This window comes from Psychrobacillus sp. FSL K6-1267 (genome assembly GCF_038003265.1).
Lineage (GTDB): Bacteria > Bacillota > Bacilli > Bacillales_A > Planococcaceae > Psychrobacillus > Psychrobacillus faecigallinarum.
Map to the genome: position 1 here is coordinate 3,650,583 of NZ_JBBOOR010000001.1, position 23,875 is coordinate 3,674,457.

At 41.0% G+C, this 23,875-nt stretch carries 19 protein-coding genes, 8 tRNA genes and 3 rRNA genes; 3 read left to right on the top strand and 27 right to left on the bottom strand.

Annotation, left to right across the window (positions count from 1 at the left end; translation table 11 throughout):
• Positions 1 to 4: 4 nt before the first annotated feature.
• Positions 5 to 619, bottom strand: a complete 615-nt coding sequence (locus MHB55_RS18690; protein WP_144541672.1) for a PH domain-containing protein — start codon at positions 617 to 619, stop codon at positions 5 to 7.
• A gap of 123 nt (positions 620 to 742) precedes the next feature.
• Between MHB55_RS18690 and MHB55_RS18695 the strand changes: the two genes are divergently transcribed.
• Positions 743 to 2,890: a M28 family peptidase gene (locus MHB55_RS18695; RefSeq protein WP_191697937.1), complete on the top strand. Its 2,148-nt coding sequence runs from the start codon at positions 743 to 745 to the stop codon at positions 2,888 to 2,890.
• A 112-nt stretch (positions 2,891 to 3,002) separates the two neighbouring features.
• Here the strand turns inward: MHB55_RS18695 and MHB55_RS18700 are convergent, their stop codons facing one another.
• Positions 3,003 to 3,962, bottom strand: a complete 960-nt coding sequence (locus tag MHB55_RS18700) for a D-2-hydroxyacid dehydrogenase family protein (protein ID WP_191697936.1) — start codon at positions 3,960 to 3,962, stop codon at positions 3,003 to 3,005.
• Between the two features lie 18 nt (positions 3,963 to 3,980).
• Complete coding sequence (locus tag MHB55_RS18705; protein ID WP_144541666.1) at positions 3,981 to 4,715, bottom strand: sulfite exporter TauE/SafE family protein; 735 nt, start codon at positions 4,713 to 4,715, stop codon at positions 3,981 to 3,983.
• A gap of 161 nt (positions 4,716 to 4,876) precedes the next feature.
• On the opposite strand from MHB55_RS18705, the gene MHB55_RS18710 reads away from it, so the two are divergent.
• A complete protein-coding gene (locus MHB55_RS18710; protein WP_144541664.1) occupies positions 4,877 to 5,869 on the top strand; it encodes a PQQ-dependent sugar dehydrogenase in 993 nt (330 codons plus the stop codon).
• An 89-nt stretch (positions 5,870 to 5,958) separates the two neighbouring features.
• Here MHB55_RS18710 and MHB55_RS18715 read toward each other — a convergent pair whose 3' ends face one another.
• Positions 5,959 to 6,939 carry a GNAT family N-acetyltransferase gene (locus MHB55_RS18715; protein WP_229653998.1) on the bottom strand — a complete coding sequence of 327 codons (981 nt, stop codon included), beginning with the start codon at positions 6,937 to 6,939 and terminating at the stop codon, positions 5,959 to 5,961.
• A gap of 75 nt (positions 6,940 to 7,014) precedes the next feature.
• Here MHB55_RS18715 and MHB55_RS18720 point away from each other — a divergent pair, with 75 nt between their 5' ends.
• On the top strand, positions 7,015 to 8,154 hold the full coding sequence (locus MHB55_RS18720) for an FAD-dependent monooxygenase (protein WP_340863818.1): 1,140 nt from the start codon (positions 7,015 to 7,017) through the stop codon (positions 8,152 to 8,154).
• Positions 8,155 to 8,184: 30 nt separating this feature from the next.
• On the opposite strand, the gene MHB55_RS18725 is transcribed toward MHB55_RS18720, so the two are convergent.
• The 23 genes from MHB55_RS18725 to MHB55_RS18835 form a co-directional block, all read right to left on the bottom strand.
• A complete protein-coding gene (locus MHB55_RS18725; RefSeq protein WP_255475362.1) occupies positions 8,185 to 8,319 on the bottom strand; it encodes a hypothetical protein in 135 nt (44 codons plus the stop codon).
• Between the two features lie 16 nt (positions 8,320 to 8,335).
• A complete protein-coding gene (locus MHB55_RS18730) occupies positions 8,336 to 9,040 on the bottom strand; it encodes a hypothetical protein (RefSeq protein WP_154312218.1) in 705 nt (234 codons plus the stop codon).
• Positions 9,037 to 9,768, bottom strand: coding sequence for a hypothetical protein (locus MHB55_RS18735; protein ID WP_340863819.1), 732 nt, complete (start codon positions 9,766 to 9,768; stop codon positions 9,037 to 9,039). Before MHB55_RS18735 ends, MHB55_RS18730 begins: the two co-directional genes overlap by 4 nt.
• Complete coding sequence (locus MHB55_RS18740) at positions 9,752 to 10,594, bottom strand: ATP-binding cassette domain-containing protein (protein ID WP_370455762.1); 843 nt, start codon at positions 10,592 to 10,594, stop codon at positions 9,752 to 9,754. Before MHB55_RS18740 ends, MHB55_RS18735 begins: the two co-directional genes overlap by 17 nt.
• 44 nt (positions 10,595 to 10,638) lie before the next feature.
• Positions 10,639 to 11,010, bottom strand: coding sequence for a GntR family transcriptional regulator (locus MHB55_RS18745; RefSeq protein WP_340863820.1), 372 nt, complete (start codon positions 11,008 to 11,010; stop codon positions 10,639 to 10,641).
• 219 nt (positions 11,011 to 11,229) lie between these two features.
• Positions 11,230 to 12,096 (bottom strand): helix-turn-helix transcriptional regulator, encoded by an 867-nt coding sequence (locus MHB55_RS18750; RefSeq protein WP_340863821.1) that lies wholly within the window; start codon positions 12,094 to 12,096, stop codon positions 11,230 to 11,232.
• A gap of 929 nt (positions 12,097 to 13,025) precedes the next feature.
• A 5S ribosomal RNA gene (gene rrf, locus MHB55_RS18755) occupies positions 13,026 to 13,141 on the bottom strand.
• Between the two features lie 91 nt (positions 13,142 to 13,232).
• Positions 13,233 to 16,160: ribosomal RNA gene (locus MHB55_RS18760) — 23S ribosomal RNA — on the bottom strand.
• Positions 16,161 to 16,357: 197 nt separating this feature from the next.
• Positions 16,358 to 17,911: ribosomal RNA gene (locus MHB55_RS18765) — 16S ribosomal RNA — on the bottom strand.
• Together the 16S, 23S and 5S rRNA genes with 8 tRNA genes alongside form the textbook arrangement of a ribosomal RNA operon.
• 154 nt (positions 17,912 to 18,065) lie before the next feature.
• A tRNA-Gly gene (locus tag MHB55_RS18770) sits at positions 18,066 to 18,139 on the bottom strand.
• A 29-nt stretch (positions 18,140 to 18,168) separates the two neighbouring features.
• Positions 18,169 to 18,245, bottom strand: a tRNA-Arg gene (locus tag MHB55_RS18775).
• Between the two features lie 18 nt (positions 18,246 to 18,263).
• Positions 18,264 to 18,350: transfer RNA gene (locus MHB55_RS18780), tRNA-Leu, on the bottom strand.
• A 72-nt stretch (positions 18,351 to 18,422) separates the two neighbouring features.
• Positions 18,423 to 18,495: transfer RNA gene (locus MHB55_RS18785), tRNA-Lys, on the bottom strand.
• An 11-nt stretch (positions 18,496 to 18,506) separates the two neighbouring features.
• Positions 18,507 to 18,581 (bottom strand) — tRNA-Gln (locus tag MHB55_RS18790).
• A gap of 3 nt (positions 18,582 to 18,584) precedes the next feature.
• Positions 18,585 to 18,660, bottom strand: a tRNA-Asp gene (locus tag MHB55_RS18795).
• A gap of 24 nt (positions 18,661 to 18,684) precedes the next feature.
• Positions 18,685 to 18,759, bottom strand: a tRNA-Glu gene (locus MHB55_RS18800).
• Between the two features lie 13 nt (positions 18,760 to 18,772).
• Positions 18,773 to 18,847: transfer RNA gene (locus MHB55_RS18805), tRNA-Asn, on the bottom strand.
• 83 nt (positions 18,848 to 18,930) lie between these two features.
• Positions 18,931 to 19,398, bottom strand: a complete 468-nt coding sequence (locus MHB55_RS18810) for a SprT family protein (RefSeq protein ID WP_151112502.1) — start codon at positions 19,396 to 19,398, stop codon at positions 18,931 to 18,933.
• 60 nt (positions 19,399 to 19,458) lie between these two features.
• Positions 19,459 to 21,627, bottom strand: a complete 2,169-nt coding sequence (locus MHB55_RS18815) for a Tex family protein (RefSeq protein WP_340863822.1) — start codon at positions 21,625 to 21,627, stop codon at positions 19,459 to 19,461.
• Positions 21,628 to 21,715: 88 nt separating this feature from the next.
• Positions 21,716 to 22,315, bottom strand: a complete 600-nt coding sequence (locus MHB55_RS18820) for a PP2C family serine/threonine-protein phosphatase (protein WP_340863823.1) — start codon at positions 22,313 to 22,315, stop codon at positions 21,716 to 21,718.
• Positions 22,312 to 23,094 carry an RNA polymerase sigma factor SigB gene (gene sigB / locus MHB55_RS18825; protein ID WP_144539628.1) on the bottom strand — a complete coding sequence of 261 codons (783 nt, stop codon included), beginning with the start codon at positions 23,092 to 23,094 and terminating at the stop codon, positions 22,312 to 22,314. Before sigB ends, MHB55_RS18820 begins: the two co-directional genes overlap by 4 nt.
• Complete coding sequence (gene rsbW / locus MHB55_RS18830; protein ID WP_340863824.1) at positions 23,072 to 23,542, bottom strand: anti-sigma B factor RsbW; 471 nt, start codon at positions 23,540 to 23,542, stop codon at positions 23,072 to 23,074. The genes sigB and rsbW overlap by 23 nt, the downstream gene beginning before the upstream one ends.
• On the bottom strand, positions 23,529 to 23,870 hold the full coding sequence (locus tag MHB55_RS18835; protein WP_144539624.1) for an STAS domain-containing protein: 342 nt from the start codon (positions 23,868 to 23,870) through the stop codon (positions 23,529 to 23,531). The genes rsbW and MHB55_RS18835 overlap by 14 nt, the downstream gene beginning before the upstream one ends.
• Positions 23,871 to 23,875 lie beyond the last annotated feature (5 nt).

Below are 23,875 nucleotides of genomic sequence, written 5' to 3' on the forward strand. Positions count from 1 at the left end.
CATCTTATTCGTTAATAAATAAATCAAATACATCCTTGAAGTCTTTTTTCAAGTATTTGTCTTTTTGCTCTAGCATCCAATTCGAAGAGAATTGAGTAATTGCTTCGAATGAAGACAATGGAGTAGTATCTTTACTTTCCATTTTGCCGACGGACTGAGCCGCATAGCCTAAGCTGTTTTGAGCAATTTCATATTTCTTTTTGTTGTCTATCGTTTGAATTGAAATGGTATGGATTGCCTTATACAAATCTTTAATTTCTGTCGCAAACTTTTTGTGAATATCAATGCTTAATGGAACATTACCAATCGTGAATTTAATCTCCATATCAAGATCAATGGTGCCTGCAGTTTCGAGCGCTACATCAGTAATCGGATTGTACGCATAGTCATAGCGGCGTAATGTTCTTTTCTTGCTAATAGCATTTTCCCCGTCTACATGAATCAGAGCTTTGTTGGTAAAGCAATATTCATCAGATTTTGTTTTAATGAGAAAATAAACTATCTCACCTGCTTCGTGCATGACAAAGTCATCCGATTCTGTCTTATCAAAATCTGCTTTAGACACAACAACTCCGATATCTGAAATTCCTAAAGCATCTGACGCAAGCTTTTTAAACATATAATTGACCTCCTTAAGTTTCCTTCATCTTATAATATTCCCTATTTCCCGTAAAGAAAAGTGGTAATAATTATTATTTTTTGATAATATTAATTTCTACATAGTATGAAAGGAATGTGATACATGAAAAGAATCACAAAGGCGCTAACTCTATCCCTTCTGGTAGGACTTGCTCTTGCAGGCTGTACTGACAAAGAGGTAAAAGAGGACGCTGATAAAGTAAAAGATGGTTTAATCGATAATATTTCAGATGAGTATTTATCATCAGTTGATGTAAATTATGCCTACGAATTTACTAAAAGCTTAGAAGAATTTAAAACAAATGAAAAGCTTGGATACCGAACTGCTGGTTCTGTGGCTGAACTAAAAACCGGTGAAAAAATTGGACAAGAGATGGAGAAAATAGGCCTTACCGAAGTAACGAAGGATGAGTTTTCTTTAGATACTTGGACATTTGAAAAAGCCGATTTAACGTTCACCGATGAAAACGGGAAGGAACATTTAGCTGTTCTTGGTGGGTATCAGGTTAATTTCAATACAAATGGTATGAAGGAATATGATATTGTTTACGGTGGAAAAGCAACTGCAGAGGATTTAGAAGGCCTCGACATCGAAGGCAAGCTCGTTTTAATAGATATTAATCAGCGTGAGGAATGGTGGATAAATTATCCTGCTTATCAAGCCCATGTAAAAGGTGCTGCAGGTGTTATAGCCGTACAAGAAGCTGGTTATGGCGAAGCATCCCCAGATGCACTGAATGCTCAGGATATTTGTGGACCAGATGATGCCCCTGCATTTTCAATGTCCCAAACTGATGGAAATAATCTTAAAAAAGCATTGGAAGCTAGTGAGACTGGCTCCATTAAAGTAAAATTTGATGCAAAATCTACTGTTGAAATGGATGGTAAATCCTATAACTACTACGGAAAAATAGTAGGAAAGGATCCCGAGTCCTATATTATCCTATCTGCCCATTATGACTCCTACTTCACAGGTTTTCAGGATGACAATGCAGCAATTGGATTGATGATGGGTGTTGCAAAAGGGTTAGTCGACAGTGGCTATCAGCCGGAAAAAACAATTATCTTTAATGCCTTGGCAGCTGAGGAATGGGGAGTTTCTAACTCTCGTTATGACTGGTCAACTGGAGCATACAATCAAATCTTTAAAATCCATCCAGAATGGGTTGGAAAAGCATTTGCCAATATGAATTTTGAATTACCTGCTTATGAGCATACTACACAGGATGAAATTCGAGCTACTTACGAATTGAATAATTATCTTACAGAGTTCTCTAAAGATGTTCCTACTGTAGAAGGAGTTTATAAAGACGGAATTTCTGTTGTATCTCCATTACGTACTTGGTCAGATGATTTTTCCTTTAATATTGCTGGCGTCCCTGCCCTACGTAATGATTTCCAAGATAGCAATTATATGCGTACTCATTACCATTCTCAGTTCGATACAGAGGAGCAGTATAATGAGGATGCATTTAAATTCCACTTAAACTTGTATGGACTTTTAACCATGCATTATGACAAAACTGCTGTTGTACCTTTAGATTTTACAACCCGTCTAAACGCTATGAAAGAAACATTAGATGAAAATATCTTTGAACAAGCTGAGGTATCTTCGGACAAGCTAATAGAAGAAATTGATCACGTACTTAAAGTGGCAAAAAACGTAAATAAGAAGGTGGCAAAGATTAATGAAGATTACTTAAATGCCCTTTCTAAGGATGATCATGCCACTGCTAAAAAGCTTTATAATCAAAGCCGTCAGCTCAACAGTGACTTGCTATCTGCATTTAAGCATACAGAGGACAGCTTCACTCGCCTTACTTGGGAGGATGCAGTTATATTCCCATTTGAGCATCCGCAAAACAACATTAATAACTTAACTCTATCAATTGAAGCATTAAAGGATGGAGATATCGCTACACCATTAGATGAATACCTTTGGAATATTGATAATAATTGGTATGCCTATGACTTCGACCAAGAAGTATTTGATTACTTCACAGCCTACGTCCTAGATGCGCCAGCCGATAAGCTAATGTGGGGAGAGGGACGAATCGTTGGACACGAAAATCTGTACACATTAATCCACTCTCTTAAAGAAAAAAGGGATACAGAAAATCCAGACCTATCAGAAGAAATTGCAGTTCTGGATCGAGTATTAAAATCTCAAAAAGCATTATTGAAAACAACTACTTCTGAGCAAATTGCTGACTTGCGAGAGCTTGGCAGACAGCTTGAACAATTGAAATAAGGTAAGTAAAAGGGGCACAAGACTACAATTAGTCTTGTGCCCCTTCTTTTTTGACCCTGTGAGTCAGCTCAGCACAAATCAGTCGGTTCTACTCCTGGTGTCTCATCTAGCTTTAATTTATTTTACGGATAGCTTCTCCTTTTAGAAAAGCTGCAATGTCCTCAACTGCTTCTTTAAAGTAGGTACTGTAGTTAATCTCACTCACATAGCCTAAATGCGGAGTTGCTAGCACATTATTTAGTGTGCGGTATGAGTGATTTTCTGGTAGTGGCTCTTCATCGAATACATCTAAGCCTGCTCCTGCAATCCACTTTTCACGTAAGGCTTTTATTAACATTTCCTGGTCTACAATAGCAGCGCGAGAAGTATTGATCAGATAGGCGGTACTTTTCATCTGCTGTAATTCCTGTTTTCCTATTAGCCCTCTTGTTCGGTCGCTTAATACTAAATGAACAGAGACAAAATCACTTGTTACTAGAAGCTCTTCCTTTGAATTTGCAAGACGAACACCATATTGGTCGGTTTGCTCCTTCGTTAAGTTTTGGCTCCATGCGATAACATTCATCCCAAATGCCTTTGCAATTATAGCCATACGACTACCGATTTTACCTAATCCAAGCAATCCTAAAGTTCTACCGTGTAGATCTGTTCCTACGGTGCTCTGCCATGCACCATTTTCTCTTAATGATCTATTCTCCTCTGTAACTTTTCTGGCAAGGTTTAAGATTAGAGCCCATGTCAGCTCAGTCGGTGGCTCTGAAGAGCTCGCTGTTCCACATACAGTTACTCCATGTGCAGCTGCAGCTGCTAAATCTATAGAAGCGTTCCTCATTCCTGAGGTTATTAAGAGCTTTAGCTTGGGTAACTTTTCAAAAAGTGATGCTGTAAAGGGGGTCCGCTCTCGCATGATAACAATAATTTCACAATGGTTAATTGCTTTTAATAGTTCCTCTTCCTTTTCAAAATGCTGAGAGAAGGATTGTACATCTACCTGCTCCTTCACAGTTGACCAGTCGGCCATTTCCATAGCTACATGCTGGTAGTCATCTAAAATTGCACAATGTAATTTCATATAACCTCTCCTTTCCTATTACTTTATATAATCAATTACTATTTGCACTATCAACAAAACTGTTACTACCCGTAGAAGTGGCGTTATGTGCTTAGATTTTAATTTGCGCGCTAGCCTTACTCCTAGCTGCGCTCCAATAATTGCTCCTAACATAAGCGCTAGAGTAACTGGCCACAAAATTTTCCCAGTGGATATATACGTAATAGAGGCTCCAAAACAGCTAGCAAATACACCGATTCTAGCTAGCCCTACCGCTCGGATATAGGCAATTTTCTCACTAGCATACAAGTATAATGCCAGTGTACTACTTCCGGGTCCGAACATTCCATCATACATTCCAATCCCCACTAAGGAAGGAATCGTTTTTTTATTCAGCTGGAAGGTTGAAGTTCCATCAAAATTACCTTTTCCCATAAAGGAGTTAATAAATGCAAAGCTTAATAACACAATCGCAAGGATCATCAACGTCTCTCCGCTTAGGAACGACGCAGTGAGTCCCCCTAATATTCCTCCCCCTAAACAAAATATTAATACAGAAAGTGCTTCCTTCGCTGACACTTCCTTTTTAGAAAAAATGACCAGAAAACTTGATAAAGAGCTAACTGTATTTGATACCTTGTTCGCACCGATTGCTGAATGTATCGGTAAGCCCATAAGCAGCATCAATGGCAGACTGATAAGTCCTCCGCCCCCTACTAGCGTTCCTACCGTATTCCCTGCTATTCCAATTATAAAAAAAATTAGAAATTCCATTGTCTAGCCTTCTTTCTTAACTCTTCTGTAAATTCAGCATACCCTCCCTCTTATGATAAGTAAATTCGATAGAATCTATCGATTATCATTTGTAAAACTTATTGTCTTAGGCAGGATTATGCTTTTCTTTAATAGAAGTACTAACTGGAGGAGGTTTTTATATGAAAAGACTCATACTATTATCACTTATTTTATTCGGATGCTCTCAGGAGGCAATTGAACCTGAAAAAGAAATTGCAGAAAAAGTTGCGACCAATTTAGATATTCCATGGTCAATCAACCAGCAGGATGGCATCTTTTATATATCTGAGAGAGTTGGTACCATAGCTGTTATTGATGGAGCAACTGTTACTCACGAGGAGGTCTTGCTTTCGGATAAGCTATCCTCCGCTTCCGAGGCAGGGCTACTTGGCTTTGTACTTAAACCAGACTTTCAAGAAACTAAGGAGGCTTTTGCCTACTATACGTACGACCTAAATGGTGAATCTTTTAATCGTGTAGTTACTTTAAAGCGAGAAAACAAGAAATGGAATGAAATAGAAATACACATCGATAAAATAAAGACTGGTAATATCCATCATGGCGGAAGACTAGAAATAGGACCTGATGGAAAACTCTATGTAACTATTGGTGATGCAGGTGACCCTAATAATTCTCAGGATGACACATCAATGAACGGAAAAATTGTACGAATGGAGGACAATGGCTCTTTCAAAATTTTCTCCACTGGTCATCGCAATCCTCAGGGACTTGCATGGCATGAAAATGGTACACTTTTCGAGGCAGAGCATGGCCAATCAGCTAACGATGAGATTAATATAATTGAACAGGGCAAGAATTATGGCTATCCCATTATTGAAGGGAATGAGACAAAGGATGGCTTTGTGACCCCAATCATTACTTCGGGCAGTAGTGAGACATGGGCACCTTCCGGCATCACCTTTCACAAGGGCAAGCTATATGTAGCCTCTCTTCGCGGAGAAGCAGTAAAGGTGATGAATGTAGAAACGGGCAATGTAGAACAGTCCATCACTGGCTTTGGACGTGTACGTGATGTCTTTTCAGATGGTGAAGCACTCTATTTTGTCACTAATAATACAGATGGTCGTGGTAATCCAAGCGAGGACGATGATATTTTATATAAGCTAAAATAGGAAAATTGCACGAATAGATAAATAAATTTAACAAAGCATATATTTTTAAAACATAAAAAAAGCATCTGGTCCAGATGCTTTTCTTCTATTTATATATTTCGTTTATATCTTAAGGAAATGGCTTGATCCTCTGGCTTGCTCTCATAGGATTGCTGCTCATGCTGAAATTTAAATCCTCGTGCCTCATAAAAAGGAATTCCAAGCATATTGTCTTTCGTTACCGACACCCATTGTTCATGTGCACCGTATTTACTTCGTTGAACATCTGTTAGATAGCTCAGCAGCCTTGTTCCAATTCCTTTGTTCCTTTTCTCTGGATCCAAGTAAAGGACATATACCTCTGAAATTCCTTTATCATCTACTCCACCGCCAATTGCACCAACGATTTCATTGTTGAGAAGCGCTACAAAGTATCCATTCCAATCACGATTAGTTTCCCCAATTTCCTTTTGGATTCTCTCTACCGTGTAAAACTTTTGAATAACACCTTCTATGTACTCCTTAGAATATAAATCATTATATGTGTTCCATTGTGCAGCTACACATACATCAACTATCCCCTGCTCATCCCCTTGCTGAGCTTTACGTACTAGTAATTTATTTACCTTAAGACACATAGCTATTTGAAATCCTGAACGCCCTAAGTATCTGCGCCCCTCATCTATGAATCCATTCTTTAAATAGACAGCCTGGGCAGCCTTATTGGCTTCGTTGACCCCGAGCACAATTTGCTTTATATCTGGGAAATGCTCTTTTACAAATGAAGGCAGAAGCTTAATAGAGGCTTTAGCTATTCCTCTCCCTTGATAATTGGGATGAATGGAATATCCTCTTAGTAAAATACTTTCTGGTATATCGGTGTAATGTAGCTTGTCATCTCCTATGTCTAATACAAAAAAGCCCGCTACTTGTTCCCCTTCTAATATAACTATTGGAGTGTAGGTAGGATTTGTTTCACTTTTTTTCAACATTTCTATTGGATGACCTGTGAAGGCTAGGTGTTCCTCAGACAATGTGTAATTGTCCAATGCCTCTCGATAGTTTGGTTCATATTTTGCTAATGCAATCATGTTTCTCCCTCCCCTTTTTATTAGCATAACATAAATTTTCTGCTAGACTAGATGTTATTAAGGAGGATGGTTAACGTGAAAATTTCCATAATTGGTGGCGGTATTGGAGGACTTTGTGCAGCAGTGACTCTCCAAAATCAAGGTCAAGAAGTACAAGTTTTTGAGTCTGCTAAAGCCTTTCAACCGGTTGGAGCAGGAATAGGAATCGGCTCCAATGCTTTGCAGGCTCTAATGGGAATCGGTGTAGGAGAAGAAATTTTCAATAACGGCTACGTGCTGCATACACAAGTTTTTCAAGATGTGCATGGAAAAACGTTAAACACCATCGACTTCTCCGTCCTAAAAAAAATGTATGGACAAGAGAATATCACCATACACCGTGCTGACCTCCACCGAACCTTTTTAGAGGCTCTCAAACCAAATACCATTCAGTATAATAAAAAATGCATTCACATTCGACAAGATGAAAATGGGATTACAGCTTTTTTCGAAGACGGATCTACAGCTGAAGCAGAGCTTCTAATAGCAGCTGATGGTATTTATTCTCCTATCCGCCAACAGCTTTTACCTAATACCACACCCAGATATTCTGGCTATACTTGTTGGAGAGGTATAACAGAGAACAAAGGAAGGGTAGAAGAATACACTTCCAAAGAGCTTTGGTCCACAAGAGGCAGGTTCGGCATGGCACCAATGAGAGGCGGGCTTATTTATTGGTTTGCTTGTATTAACACCACTCCTAGAAATCCTGCCTATCAACAGCTAAAGCCTCAAGAAGTGGCAACTATCTTCACTCATTTTCCTAGCGTAGCATCCGATATTATTGCTACTACTCCTGCGGAAAATCTTCTCCATCATGACATTTACGATATTAAGCCTCTTCAAAATTTTGTGTTTGATCGAGTTGTCTTATTAGGAGATGCTGCCCACGCAACCACACCGAATATGGGACAAGGCGCTGGACAGGCAATCGAAGACTCAATTGTACTAGGAAACGGATTTAAACAATTCAAAGATGTAAATAAAGTATTGGCACATTATGAGAAGAAGCGAGTAGCCCGTACAGCTAAAGTAATTCGCCTCTCTAGACAAATTGGGGAAACTGCTCAAATTTCCTCACGTCCTATCGCCGCTGCTCGAGACTTTCTATTCCCTCTTCTCCCATCTAAAGCATTACTATGGCGTCTCAAGTTTTTATTTGATGTGAGGCTATAAAAAAAAGCGCCTGCATTAAGCAGGCACTTATTATTTATTACTTATTTTTTCTAAAATTTCAATGAGGCGATCGTTTTGTCTCTCTATATTTTTTAATCTCTTTTCAATTGTACTAGAAGAGATTAAAACGATTAATAATAGTGCAATGCCTATAAATAAACCCAAATTATTCCACTCCTAATTAATAAATTTGCAAACCTAATGGATCATCTATTTCTATATGTTTCGGAACCTTTAGGTGAATATATGTGACGCCTCTTACATTTTCATACGAAAACACTTCATTACTATCATCCGGGAGAATCGTTAAACTGTTAGAAAACTTATTAAATTCGACTTTTTGTCCCGTTATCTCCTTCGCAACTAGGTGGTTCCCAGACCAATATATCATATGAAGAGGTATTTTTTCTTCCATAGGTATGCCAAATATAAGGGTGTTAGTTCTATAAACTTTACCTTCTACGACTTGATCGCTAGAGTCCGTCCATTCCACCACAAACCTAGTCGAGTAAGTGTCAATTCCTTCATATCCAATAGATAGATTCGTTCCACTTAATTCCTGTGTCCACTCTTCAATCAGAAATTTTTCAGTAAGACTATTTGTCTCAGAGTTTTTTAAAGCTTCTTCTAATGCTTTATTTTCTGCTTCTAGATCTTGAACCTCTTCCTTTTTTAGAAGATTTGAATGATTACTTGGGATAAGCTCAAAAACAAGCGTTGCCATTAAGAGAATCACAATATAAGTAAAAATAATATACTTCTTAAGCTTAAAGGAGCCATTGAAGGACCTTTTACGCTTTTTAAACAGTTGTATTAAAATTAAAGCTACTACTATTATTAAAACAATTGGGAGAAAGGCTACTAGGAATACAAACATGCTACTCATGCTCTTACCTCCCATCTATTTGCGGCTACAAGTGAAATGATAAAGAAGATTACAGTTACACCAAGTACTTTTAGCATAAAGCTCCACAAGTCTCCATTTACTATAAAGAAATATTGTATAATATTTTGCCCCAAGGAGGTAATCACTAGCCCTACAAAGAGTAAAGGAAGTAATATTATAAATCTCTTATGCTTTTGGACTAATGCTCCAAGCAAGTACCCAAAAGAGGTCAACATCCAAATAAGGATGAACAATAAAAGAAGAGTCATGACTGTTTCCCCTGGCTCGTTCAATATTCCTGGGCTTTTTATAAACTCTACTTTACTAAACACTACTTGGTATAAACGCAACAGGTAGGTCGATAAAAAGGTAGTGACCGCTGCAATTATACTTACAATCATCAGTACAATTATATTGGCTATATTACTGCTTAGTCGAGTAGAGACAAACGAAAAATCATCATAACGATACGCCTTAGTAGTGATTAAATTCCCGACAAATACGGCCCATATTGCTACAAATACAAAGACACCATCAAGTGTAAAAATGTTAAAACTGATTTCTGTGCCATTAAAGCTGGTTCCGCTCGTTCCAGTACTACTAGTAAGTAGCAGTGCTAACACTTGGATGAATATTAATGAAAGAAAAGATCCAATAAAAGCCTGTAGCTTAAATTTCACCTGTGCTTTCACTACGCTTGCTAAACTGACATTACTTAAAAACATCATCAATACCCTCCTTAGTATCACTAGTCACGTACATGCACACATCGCTTGCCGACAATGACTGAATACTAGCACCTTCTGCACAAGCCTTTTCAATGGTAGAAGTGTTTTTCACTACTACGTATTTTCTCTCACTATCAATCTGCTTTGAGTAATAAATTTCTTCCCCTGCTGTCCATTTATCTAAATCAGCTGTCGTCCATTGAAGTCCCACAGCATAATCTCTTATTTCATCAAGTGATTGATGTAATATTACCTTCCCTTGATGAACCAATAAAATATCCTCTAACAAGTGCTCTATTTCCGCTAAGTGGTGACTAGAGATCAAGATGGAACGTGGATGTGCTATATAATCCTTCAGTAATGCTCGGTAGAAATCAGTCCTCACTGCTTCATCCATCCCATTCATCGGTTCATCCAGCATAGTTAGCTCACAGTGCGTAGAAAGTCCAAAAATCAGATTAAATGTAGCAGATGCCCCTTTGGACAAATTAGAATACTTAAGCTTTGGATTTATTTTAAAATAATTTAGTAAGCGTTTGGCAAGCTCAGCATCCCATTTTTTATAAAAGGTTGGTGCTAGGTTTAAAATTTCTTCTAGATTCAGAGAGTCTGGAAAAGTCATCTGATCATCTACTAATATACTGTTCGCAGATACTAATAAGTCATTATAGGGATTTCTCCCAAAGACACATACTTCCCCTGAGCTAGGCATGATAAAACCAGTTAATATTTTCAATAATGTTGTTTTACCTGCCCCATTGCGACCGATAAGGCCTGTAATTTTCTGATCACTTAGCTCGAAGGTTATATCCTCTAAAGCATTCATATTACTATATTTTTTTTTGACTTCTCGACATTCAATTGTCTTCATCAATTTTCCCCCTCGCATTTATGAATCAGTTGAATTAACTCCTCTTTTGTCACTGACAACCTTTTAGCTTCTAATACCAGATCTGTTACCATTTTTGTAAGTGTCTCATTTCTTCGTTTATCTAGAATCATCGTCTTGGCTTCTGTCGCAACAAACATCCCAAGTCCCCTTTTCTTATATAACGTATTTTCCTCTACTAATATTGTAAGTCCCTTAGCTGCAGTCGCAGGATTAATATTAAATAGTTCTGCCAGCTGATATTGGGAATATACCTTTTCGTCACTTTTAAACCGCTCGGCTATTATTTCATTCTCTAGCCATTCCGCAATTTGTACATAGATGGGCTTTGCACTATCCGTATTTAAAATCATTGCGGTAAATCCCCTCTCAATTGAAGTTAGTACATTAGTGTTGTAATGTAGTATATAATAATTAAACGAAATTGTCTATAAAATTTAGGCAATAAAAACCACACCTTTAAGATGTGGTTTTTTATTTGATTTGAAAGAATGTATTTCCGAAAAAAACCATAAAGGTTATAATGAGTAGAAAAACGACCTTATAAAAAGGTATCCCTGATATTCATTTGTCTACTCTAACTCCAGATCAAAATTTAAATTAACTGGTTCAGCCGGCATACTATCAGGAGTATTTAAGTTTGTTGTAGGAGTTTTATCATCCACTTCTTCAAAAGCAAACTCGTCCATCCATATACTCCCTGAGCCTTGCAATAAAACACCGAAGTAAATCACTCCTGCATTTGGAGGTACATCTAGTACAACGCTATAATGATTCCATCCAGTGGTCCCTTTAATAGGACGATTGCTCATATTATCAAATTGAAGTGTGTCGCCGTCCTTGGCGTCAATCCGCATCCAAAGACCAGCAAACCCATCTATATTCATAGACTTTATAAAACAAGATAGCTTTAATCGTTTACCGCAGTATTTACTTGCCTGAAACTGTTGCATGACAGTGCCGAATTCTTCATCTTTTGTAGCCATTACAGAACGCAAATAGCCTGAAGCATTTCCCTTATGCACCTCTTGAAAATCTCTACCCATTTCATAGCTCTGTGGGTTCGTACCACTTATAAACCAACCTTTCATAACCTCTACCTCCTTTGGATTTTCTAGTAAGGTACGCATGAGCATTCTATACTCCCCTGGTGGCAACCCATGTGCCTTACGAAAGGCTCTAGTAAATGCTTCCTGCGATTCAAATTGATAAGTAAACGCAATGTCTAGAATACGTTCATTTGTATATATCAATCGCTGTGCTGCTATCGTAAGTCTTCTGTTACGAACATATTCATGTAACGACATTCCAACCTTTTGCTGAAACAATCGATGAAAATGATAAAAAGAATAGCCAGTAACTTGTACTACTTCCTCGTTACGAACTGGTTCCTCTAGTTTATTTTCCAACCAGTTAATTGTTTGTTGAATTATATTCATTCGCTCATGCACCTCCTATTAATTACAGTTTATATGGTAGAAGTTAGGATGTTTTGATATTTTTTGCGGATTTTTCGTTGGAAAGGTAAATTATAGACATAAAATAACGGCAGTTAGGAAGAATCTCTGGATTTATGACCGTTCGTGGAGATTTATGACCGGATAGAAAAATTTATGACCGGATAGAGTCATTTTATAACCGGATAGATTTTTTTCTGACCGGATAAATTATTTTATGACCGTTCAATATTTCCTCTTCTTATCAGTTACTCTATCCTCGTCAAATCCTTTCAATTTGATTTTTTGCAAACATATTATTCCAATTAAATTTATGCCTAAAATAATACTAAATCAGATACGCTTTTACTTAAAGGATTAAATTATTTTCTTTCTGTCATATTTCGTTCCTATTTCCCGGGAAATGTCATTTCAAGGAAATAATCGATAATTTTGTTCGACATAATAAATACCCCTCTTAAAATGATGACGAAAGATGCACTTATAAAGATTTCATTTAATTTAGCATTGGAGAAACAATAGCATCATGGACATTCCTTCTTTGGAAGAGAAGCTTACTTTCGACTTTACTTCTTTAATAATAACAAACAAAAAAGCCGTCACCGATTTCTCGGTAACGACTTCCTATAGTGCCCAGCGACGTCCTACTCTTGCAGGGGTAACCCCCAACTACCATCGGCGCGGCTGCGAAACCAGATGGACGGCAGATTTCTTCGTCAGCCGCAGTCGATCGGTTCTCGCGTATGCTATACGCTCCGAGCCTCTCTTCCTTGCTTCCTCGAACTCTTTGCCCCTCTGCTTTCTCGCACACTTGCTTAGATAGAAATGGTTAGTGCCTTCGACGCTTCTAATTTCTTTATAGAACAAACAAAAAAGCCGCCACCGATTTCTCGGTAACGACTTTTTCCAATGCCCAGCGACGTCCTACTCTTGCAGGGGGAGACCCCCAACTACCATCGGCGCTGAAGAGCTTAACTTCCGTGTTCGGTATGGGAACGGGTGTGACCTCTTCGCCATCATCACTAGACTTGTCGGCTTTCAATACAAGTTGTATGGAAACCCTACTGAGTTGTTCACTCAAAACTGGATAAAAGACATCATTAATGGAAACAAACAATTTGGTTAAGTCCTCGATCGATTAGTATTCGTCAGCTGCACGTGTCGCCACGCTTCCACCCCGAACCTATCTACCTCATCGTCTTTGAGGGATCTTACTTACTTGCGTAATGGGAAATCTCATCTTGAGGGGGGCTTCGTGCTTAGATGCTTTCAGCACTTATCCCGTCCACACATAGCTACCCAGCGATGCCCTTGGCAGAACAACTGGTACACCAGCGGTGTGTCCATCCCGGTCCTCTCGTACTAAGGACAGCTCCTCTCAAATTTCCTACGCCCACGACGGATAGGGACCGAACTGTCTCACGACGTTCTGAACCCAGCTCGCGTACCGCTTTAATGGGCGAACAGCCCAACCCTTGGGACCGACTACAGCCCCAGGATGCGATGAGCCGACATCGAGGTGCCAAACCTCCCCGTCGATGTGGACTCTTGGGGGAGATAAGCCTGTTATCCCCGGGGTAGCTTTTATCCGTTGAGCGATGGCCCTTCCATGCGGAACCACCGGATCACTAAGCCCGTCTTTCGACCCTGCTCGACTTGTAGGTCTCGCAGTCAAGCTCCCTTCTGCCTTTACACTCTTCGAATGATTTCCAACCATTCTGAGGGAACCTTTGGGCGCCTCCGTTACACTTTAGGAGGCGACCGCCCCAGTCAAACTGCCCGCCTGACACTGTCTCCTACCCGGGTTACGGGTATGGGTTAGAATTTCAATACAACCAGGGTAGTATCCCACCGACGCCTCCTCCGAAGCTGGCGCTCCGGGCTCTAAGGCTCCTACCTATCCTGTACAAGTTGCACCAAAATTCAATATCAAGCTACAGTAAAGCTCCACGGGGTCTTTCCGTCCTGTCGCGGGTAACCTGCATCTTCACAGGTACTATAATTTCACCGAGTCTCTCGTTGAGACAGTGCCCAGATCGTTACGCCTTTCGTGCGGGTCGGAACTTACCCGACAAGGAATTTCGCTACCTTAGGACCGTTATAGTTACGGCCGCCGTTTACTGGGGCTTCAATTCGCACCTTCGCTTGCGCTAAGCACTCCTCTTAACCTTCCAGCACCGGGCAGGCGTCAGCCCCTATACTTCACCTTACGGTTTTGCAGAGACCTGTGTTTTTGCTAAACAGTCGCCTGGGCCTATTCACTGCGGCTCTTCTAGGCTATACACCCAAAAGAGCACCCCTTCTCCCGAAGTTACGGGGTCATTTTGCCGAGTTCCTTAACGAGAGTTCTCTCGCTCACCTTAGGATTCTCTCCTCGACTACCTGTGTCGGTTTGCGGTACGGGCACCTCCCACCTCGTTAGAGGCTTTTCTTGGCAGTGTGAAATCAGGAACTTCGGACTAAGTCCTCGCCATCACAGCTCAATGTTACAGAGTGCGGATTTGCCTACACTCACACCTCACTGCTTGGACGTGCATAACCAACAGCACGCTTACCCTATCCTACTGCGTCCCCCCATCACTCAAACGGTGGGGTGGTGGTACAGGAATATCAACCTGTTGTCCATCGTCTACGCCTATCGGCCTCGACTTAGGTCCCGACTAACCCTGAGCGGACGAGCCTTCCTCAGGAAACCTTAGTCATACGGTGGATGGGATTCTCACCCATCTTTCGCTACTCATACCGGCATTCTCACTTCTAAGCGCTCCACCAGTCCTTCCGGTCTGACTTCAACGCCCTTAGAACGCTCTCCTACCACTGATACCAAAGGTATCAATCCACAGCTTCGGTGATTTGTTTAGCCCCGATACATTTTCGGCGCAGCGTCACTCGACCAGTGAGCTATTACGCACTCTTTAAATGATGGCTGCTTCTAAGCCAACATCCTGGTTGTCTAAGCAACGCCACATCCTTTTCCACTTAACAAATACTTTGGGACCTTAGCTGGTGGTCTGGGCTGTTTCCCTCTTGACTACGGATCTTATCACTCGCAGTCTGACTCCCAAACATAAATCATTGGCATTCGGAGTTTGTCTGAATTCGGTAACCCGGGATGGGCCCCTAGTCCAAACAGTGCTCTACCTCCAAGATTCTAACGTTTGAGGCTAGCCCTAAAGCTATTTCGGAGAGAACCAGCTATCTCCAGGTTCGATTGGAATTTCTCCGCTACCCACACCTCATCCCCGCACTTTTCAACGTGCGTGGGTTCGGACCTCCAGTAAGTGTTACCTTACCTTCATCCTGGACATGGGTAGATCACCTGGTTTCGGGTCTACGACCACATACTCATTCGCCCTATTCAGACTCGCTTTCGCTGCGGCTCCGTCTTCTCAACTTAACCTCGCATGTAATCGTAACTCGCCGGTTCATTCTACAAAAGGCACGCCATCACCCGTTAACGGGCTTTGACTATTTGTAGGCACACGGTTTCAGGGTCTATTTCACTCCCCTTCCGGGGTGCTTTTCACCTTTCCCTCACGGTACTGGTTCACTATCGGTCACTAGGTAGTATTTAGCCTTGGGAGATGGTCCTCCCGGATTCCGACGGAATTTCACGTGTTCCGCCGTACTCAGGATACACTCTGGAGGGAATGAATTTTGGACTACGGGGCTTTTACCCTATCCTGCGGACCTTTCCAGGTCGCTTCATCTAACTCATTCTTTTGTAACTCCGTATAGAGTGTCCTACAACCCCAAGAGGCAAGCCTCTTGGTTTGGGCTCTTCCCGTTTCGCTCGCCGCTACTCAGGGAATCGAATTTTCTTTCTCTTCCTCCAGGTACTTAGATGTTTCAGTTCCCTGGGTGTGTCTCAGATGCGCTATGTATTCACGCAAATGTACTGCCCCATTACGGGCAGTGGGTTTCCCCATTCGGAAATCTCCGGATCGAAGCTCACTTACAGCTCCCCGAAGCATATCGGTGTTAGTGCCGTCCTTCGTCGACTCCTAGTGCCAAGGCATCCACCGTGCGCCCTTATTAACTTAACCTAAAAGTTAAAAGTACTACACTTGCAATCACGTAAGTGATCACAATTTGAATATCTTGCGTTTGTTTCTTTTTTTGATGTCGTTTTATCCAGTTTTCAAAGAACAATTTAAATGTTCATCATAAAAATGAACACTCAAAACTGAACTGCAAAACGTTAAGATACAGATAAAGATCTGTATTCCGAATATATCCTTAGAAAGGAGGTGATCCAGCCGCACCTTCCGATACGGCTACCTTGTTACGACTTCACCCCAATCATCTGTCCCACCTTCGGCGGCTGGCTCCCAAAAGGGTTACCCCACCGACTTCGGGTGTTACAAACTCTCGTGGTGTGACGGGCGGTGTGTACAAGGCCCGGGAACGTATTCACCGTGGCATGCTGATCCACGATTACTAGCGATTCCGGCTTCATGTAGGCGAGTTGCAGCCTACAATCCGAACTGAGAACGGTTTTATGGGATTAGCTCACCCTCGCGGGGTTGCGACCCTCTGTACCGTCCATTGTAGCACGTGTGTAGCCCAGGTCATAAGGGGCATGATGATTTGACGTCATCCCCACCTTCCTCCGGTTTATCACCGGCAGTCACCTTAGAGTGCCCAACTGAATGCTGGCAACTAAGATCAAGGGTTGCGCTCGTTGCGGGACTTAACCCAACATCTCACGACACGAGCTGACGACAACCATGCACCACCTGTCACCGCTGTCCCCGAAGGGAAAAGCCTATCTCTAGGCCGGTCAGCGGGATGTCAAGACCTGGTAAGGTTCTTCGCGTTGCTTCGAATTAAACCACATGCTCCACCGCTTGTGCGGGCCCCCGTCAATTCCTTTGAGTTTCAGTCTTGCGACCGTACTCCCCAGGCGGAGTGCTTAATGCGTTAGCTGCAGCACTAAGGGGCGGAAACCCCCTAACACTTAGCACTCATCGTTTACGGCGTGGACTACCAGGGTATCTAATCCTGTTTGCTCCCCACGCTTTCGCGCCTCAGCGTCAGTTACAGACCAGAAAGCCGCCTTCGCCACTGGTGTTCCTCCAAATCTCTACGCATTTCACCGCTACACTTGGAATTCCGCTTTCCTCTTCTGCACTCAAGTCCCCCAGTTTCCAATGACCCTCCACGGTTGAGCCGTGGGCTTTCACATCAGACTTAAAGGACCGCCTGCGCGCGCTTTACGCCCAATAATTCCGGACAACGCTTGCCACCTACGTATTACCGCGGCTGCTGGCACGTAGTTAGCCGTGGCTTTCTAATGAGGTACCGTCAAGGTACGAGCAGTTACTCTCGTACTTGTTCTTCCCTCACAACAGAGTTTTACGATCCGAAAACCTTCTTCACTCACGCGGCGTTGCTCCATCAGACTTTCGTCCATTGTGGAAGATTCCCTACTGCTGCCTCCCGTAGGAGTCTGGGCCGTGTCTCAGTCCCAGTGTGGCCGATCACCCTCTCAGGTCGGCTACGCATCGTCGCCTTGGTGAGCCGTTACCTCACCAACTAGCTAATGCGCCGCGGGCCCATCCTGTAGTGACAGCCGAGACCGTCTTTTAACATTTCCTCATGTGAGGTAATGGATTATTCGGTATTAGCCCCGGTTTCCCGGAGTTATCCCAATCTACAGGGCAGGTTGCCCACGTGTTACTCACCCGTCCGCCGCTAAATCAGAAGAAGCAAGCTTCTTCATCATTCGCTCGACTTGCATGTATTAGGCACGCCGCCAGCGTTCGTCCTGAGCCAGGATCAAACTCTCCATAATAGAGAACTTAAAAAGCTCATTTTGTTTTGCTGGCATCATCATTAAATGATGTCAAAAATTGTTTTGCGTCAATACAACTTAAGTTGTTTGATGCTATATGTCTTAACGTTTTGCATGTTCAGTTTTCAATGTTCATGTTTTGCTATAGTTAAATTGGAGCGGGTGAAGAGAATCGAACTCTCATCATCAGCTTGGAAGGCTGAGGTTTTACCACTAAACTACACCCGCATATATAATTTATTAAATAATTGTTTTATTGGCGCGCCCGGCAGGAGTCGAACCCACAACCTTCTGATCCGTAGTCAGACGCTCTATCCAATTGAGCTACGGGCGCTTAGTAAGAGACATTGCTTGGTGCGGCCGAGAGGACTTGAACCTCCACGGGGTTATCCCCCACTAGGCCCTCAACCTAGCGCGTCTGCCGTTCCGCCACGACCGCTTAGTTATAAAATGGGACGAACTCTATTATAACTCACTCGCAAGAGTCTGTCAACAATTATTGTAATAATGATGAGCCATGAAGGACTCGAACCTTCGACCCTCTGATTAAAAGTCAGATGCTCTACCAACTGAGCTAATGGCTCACGAAACGAAATGGCTGGGGTACCTGGATTCGAACCAGGGCATGACGGAATCAAAATCCGTTGCCTTACCGCTTGGCTATACCCCAACATGGCGGTCCCGACCGGGATCGAACCGGCGATCTCCTGCGTGACAGGCAGGCATGTTAACCGCTACACCACGGGACCTATGTATCTTTTATTAAATTTAAATGGTGACCCCTACGGGATTCGAACCCGTGTTACCGCCGTGAAAGGGCGGTGTCTTAACCGCTTGACCAAGGGGCCTATGTAAGTTATATGGCTCCGAAGGTAGGACTCGAACCTACGACCGATCGGTTAACAGCCGATTGCTCTACCACTGAGCTACTTCGGAATAATTTTTGTCGTTTTGTTTTACTCGACTTTTTCTATTATAGAGAGGGTTTGGACAAACGTCAACACTTTTCATCAAATTTCTTATATTTTTTTTGAAGAGCTTAAAACTAAGTCGCCAAAACACTTGCCACACTTGAATTTGTGAGTATTTACTCGAATTTTCCGTCTATATAACAACCCACATTTTGAGCATTTATACATGTAAACTTTAGTACGTGGTTGCCTTTTAGGCTCTACTAAAGTGGAACAAAATCTGGGGGAATCTGTTTGTTTTAGAAGCTGGCGAAAATCTGCATCTCGATGTTTGTAGCCTTTTGCTTCTATATGTAAATGATAATGACATAACTCATGCTTGATCACTCCTATTAATTCTTTCATTCCATGCTTTTCTAGAACAAGAGGATTTATTTCAATTATATGAGTTCTTAACATATACCTGCCTCCAGTACTGCGGAGTCTTTTATTAAAACAGGCTTTATGTCGAAATTCTTTCCCAAAAATCTCTTTTGAGATTTTACTTACTAATTCACTCAATTGTTCATCTGTCATATTACCTCTCCTAAATAAAAGAGTTTGTCCAATGATTCTCATCATTGGACACTCTTATTATTACACTTGTTGTTCCGGCGGAAGCATAGTTAATGCGATTCTACCTTTGTTAGCATCGAACTGTTCTACCCAAACTGTAACGATATCTCCAAGGGAAACTACATCTAGGGGATGTTTTACAAATCCTTTTTTAAGCTTGGATATATGTACAAGTCCGTCCTGTTTAACACCAATATCTACAAAGGCTCCAAAGTCTACTACGTTACGAACAGTTCCTTGAAGCTCCATTCCAGCCTTTAAATCCTCTAACTTCAAGACATCTTTCTTTAGTATAGGCTGTGGGAAAGCTTCGCGTGGATCACGTGCAGGCTTAATAAGTGCATCTAAAATATCCTTCAAAGTAATTTCGCCGATTCCTAATTCCTTACTAGTTTCTTCTATAGAAATGTTATTTAATGCTTCTTCTGCTACCTTAGAACCTATTTGGCCTTTCTTCAATCCTACAATTTCTAGGACCTGTTCAGCTGCCTTATAGCTTTCTGGGTGAATTCCTGTTGCATCAAAAGGATTTTTTGCATCTGGTACACGCAGGAAACCAATTGCCTGCTCATATGTTTTGGCTCCAAGACGCGGAATTTTTTTAAGCTGAGCTCTTGAAGTAAAGCGCCCTTGTTCATTGCGCATATTCACCACATTTTCAGCAACCGTTTTAGAAAGACCAGAAACATATTGCAGTAAGGAGGCTGACGCTGTGTTTACATTGACCCCTACCTGGTTAACAGCAGTTTCTACTATAAAAGAAAGTGATTCCGAGAGTTTTTTTTGTGAAACATCATGCTGGTATTGCCCTACCCCTACTGCCTTTGGATCTATTTTTACTAACTCCGCTAAAGGATCTTGAAGTCTTCTGGCAATAGAGACTGCACTTCGTTGCTCCACTTGAAGGTCTGGAAACTCATTTCGCGCTGTTTCGGAAGCTGAATAAACAGAAGCACCTGCTTCGTTGACAATAACATATGCTACTTCACCCTCTACTTCTTTCAGGCAATCTACTATAAATTGCTCTGTTTCACGAGAAGCTGTACCATTTCCTATTGCAATTAAAGTAATTGGATATTTTTTAAGATAAGAAAGTACCTTTCTTTTCGAGCCTTCCACATCCATTTTTGGTGCATGTGGATAAATAGCCGATACCTCTAGTAATTTACCTGTATCGTCTACAACTGCTAGTTTGCAACCTGTTCGGTATGCAGGATCCACTCCTAGAACAACTTTCCCCTTTAACGGAGGCTGAAGCAATAAGTTTCGTAGATTCTCAGAGAAAATATGAATAGCTTGTGTTTCTGCTTTTTCAGTAAGTTCTGCTCTGATTTCTCTTTCTACTGAAGGCTGTATTAACCGTTTATAGGAATCCTCGATTGCTTGCTTTACCTGCTCTGTAGCACTGCTAGATATATTATTAGGAATCCATTGAGTTTCCATTACTCTTAAAATCTTTTCAAGTGGTACCTGGAGACCAACTTTTAATACATCCTCTTTTTCTCCACGATTCAATGCAAGAATACGGTGAGGCACAATTTTCTTCACTGGTTCATCATATTCATAGTACATTTCATAGACATTTTTTTCATCAAGCTCTGCTTTCTTTAGCGCAGTAACAATTTTCCCGTCCATACGGGATAGATTTCGAATCTGTTCGCGTATTTTCGCATCATCAGCAAATTGTTCTGCGAGAATGTCACGAGCCCCTTGGAGTGCATCCTCCGTCGTCAATACTTCTAGCTCTTCATTAATATAGGCTTGTGCTAAATCATAGATAGATGCTTTAGGGAAGGTTAATAGTTCATCTGCTAAAGGCTCAAGTCCTTTCTCCTTTGCTATCGTCGCCTTTGTTCTTCGTTTTTGTTTATAAGGGCGATATAAATCCTCTACTCGCTGAAGCACCGTAGCATTTTGAATGGAAGTAGTAAGCTCTTCCGTCAGCTTTCCTTGTTCATCTATTAAACGCAGTACTTCCTCTTTGCGTTGTTCAAGCTGTTGTATATATTGATACCGATCTTCTACTGCTTTTATTTGGACCTCATCTAAAGATCCTGTTTGTTCTTTACGATAACGAGCTATAAAAGGAACGGTGTTTCCTTCTTCTAAAAGTTTTATTACTTGTTCGGCTTGCGTATTTTTTATGCCAGTTTCTTTAGAAACAAGCTGAAGCATTTTCTTTAGTTCCAACACAAATTCACCCTTTCCATATACCCTTTATTTTAACATATTTAGCTCTGCCCCCTAAATGAAGACAGTAAAAAAACTTACCCTTGTATTATGAGAGTAAGCTTCCTACAATAAACGTGGCATCATCACCATGCTCTATTTCCTTATATACAGTTTCGTACAAACATTTTGCAGAGCCAGATTCCTTAATAGTAGACTTCGGGCTATTCATCACAACACCATCTGAGTGAAGAAGAAATAGATCATCTTTTGCGCAGGCATACGTTTGGGTATTAATTTTTTGCTTTCTTCCAGAAAGATAGCCCATCACTGGCAAAGGATAAATCATCTTTCCTGTTGCTCTCTGATACATGTAAAATTTGATATTGCCAACACAGCTATAAGAGATAGTTTGTGTTTTGTAATCTATTTTCACAAGAGCAACCGCTGCTCCTCGTTTTTGAACCATCAACTCATTGCATTTCAACAATAAATTATCCAACGTCTCCTCAGGGTATTGTTCTAAAATTGCAGGTATCACATCTGCAGATTCCTTTGCTACAGGACCGTTACCTAGTCCGTCAGCAATGGCACAGAGCATAAAGTTCTCATGCTTTGATACATAGTATGTATCTCCAGATTCTGCGTTTCCTGATTTTGCTTCCTGAAATACTAGCAACTCAACTTTTTCATCTGAGTAATTTATCAATTTACTAAACCACCTGACGATAATATTGCCTCTTGCAATTTTTTTATAGCCTTACGTTGTATTCTCGATACATGCATTTGAGAGATGCCAAGACGATCTCCAGCTTCCTTCTGACTCAGTTGCTCCATGTATGTAAGTTTAATAATTTCTTTTTCTCTTTCAGATAAAACATTGAAAGCTTCGGCTACAAGTAAGCGCTGGTCTGTTTTTTCAAATTCTCCATCGGTTTGGCCAATCACATCAAATAATGTAATAGTACTTCCATCTGCATCCGATTCTAAAGAATGGTCCATAGATAAGGCTTGATAGCTTTTCCCCATCTCCATCGCCTCTAATACATCCTCTACCTCTACATCAAGATAATCCGCGATTTCTGGCACAAGTGGGGATCTTTGGAATTCTGTTGTTAACACTTCAACAGCTGATCTTATACGCGGACCTAATTCTTTAATTCTTCTTGGTACATGTACTGCCCATGTTTTATCTCTTAGAAACCGCTTAATCTCCCCAATTATAGTTGGGATAGCAAAAGCCTCAAAGTTCTTACCGAATGAAGGATCATATCTTCTAATAGCCCCTAGAAGGCCAAGCATACCTACTTGTACTATATCCTCATGATGAGATTTACCATTAGAATATTTACGGGCAATAGACTCAACCAAACGCTCGTAGTTTAATACTAGATTGGTTTGAGCCTCTTCGCTTTCTGTGCTTTGATATTCTTTTATCCATTCTAGAATCTGTTCTTTTGACTCCTTAGGAAGAGATGTGTTCGACATTTTCATCCACCTGCTTTACTCCGACATGCTTCGTCATAAATACAGTTACACCCTCTTGGTGATGGACCTTCACCTCATCCATTAAAGTTTCAATTAGATATAGGCCAAGGCCACCTTCACGTAAGAACGATCCCTCCTCCAAATCATGGTAAGGTCCCACTTGCGCTTTTGTTTCCTCAAAATTAAAACTTTTCCCATGGTCAGCAATCATAATTTCTATTTTGTCATTATATAAAGCGCAGCCAATTACTACTTCGCCATCCTCATCCTCTGTGTAAGCATGTTGAACTGCGTTAGTAATTGCTTCACTTGTTACAATTTTTAAATCTTCAATATCATCATAAGAAAAGCCCATACGATTCGCTAATCCAGAAATTGTAAGACGTGCTACACTAACATATTGAGGCTTTGCTGGTAAACGAATCTCAACATAATCAAACGGTTTCATCTATTTTCACCTCTTCGCTCGCTTGGATGTCCATGATATCTCCTAAACCGGTTATGTCGAACAATCGTTTTAGTCGAGATGATAGCCCTGTTAATTCCATGTGAACGTTGGACTCTTTAGCACTTTTATAAAATCCTACGAATACGCCTAAACCAGTACTATCCATGTAAGTTACGTCTGTTAAGTCTAACTCTACACGTAAGTTTTCCTTTAAATTAATTTCTGATAGCTTTTCTCTTAAAAGAGGTGCTGTAAAAGCATCAATTTCACCTTTTATAATTCCTTTGACGCGTTTATCTTCTTCGTATAATTCTACTGATATATTCATTATCA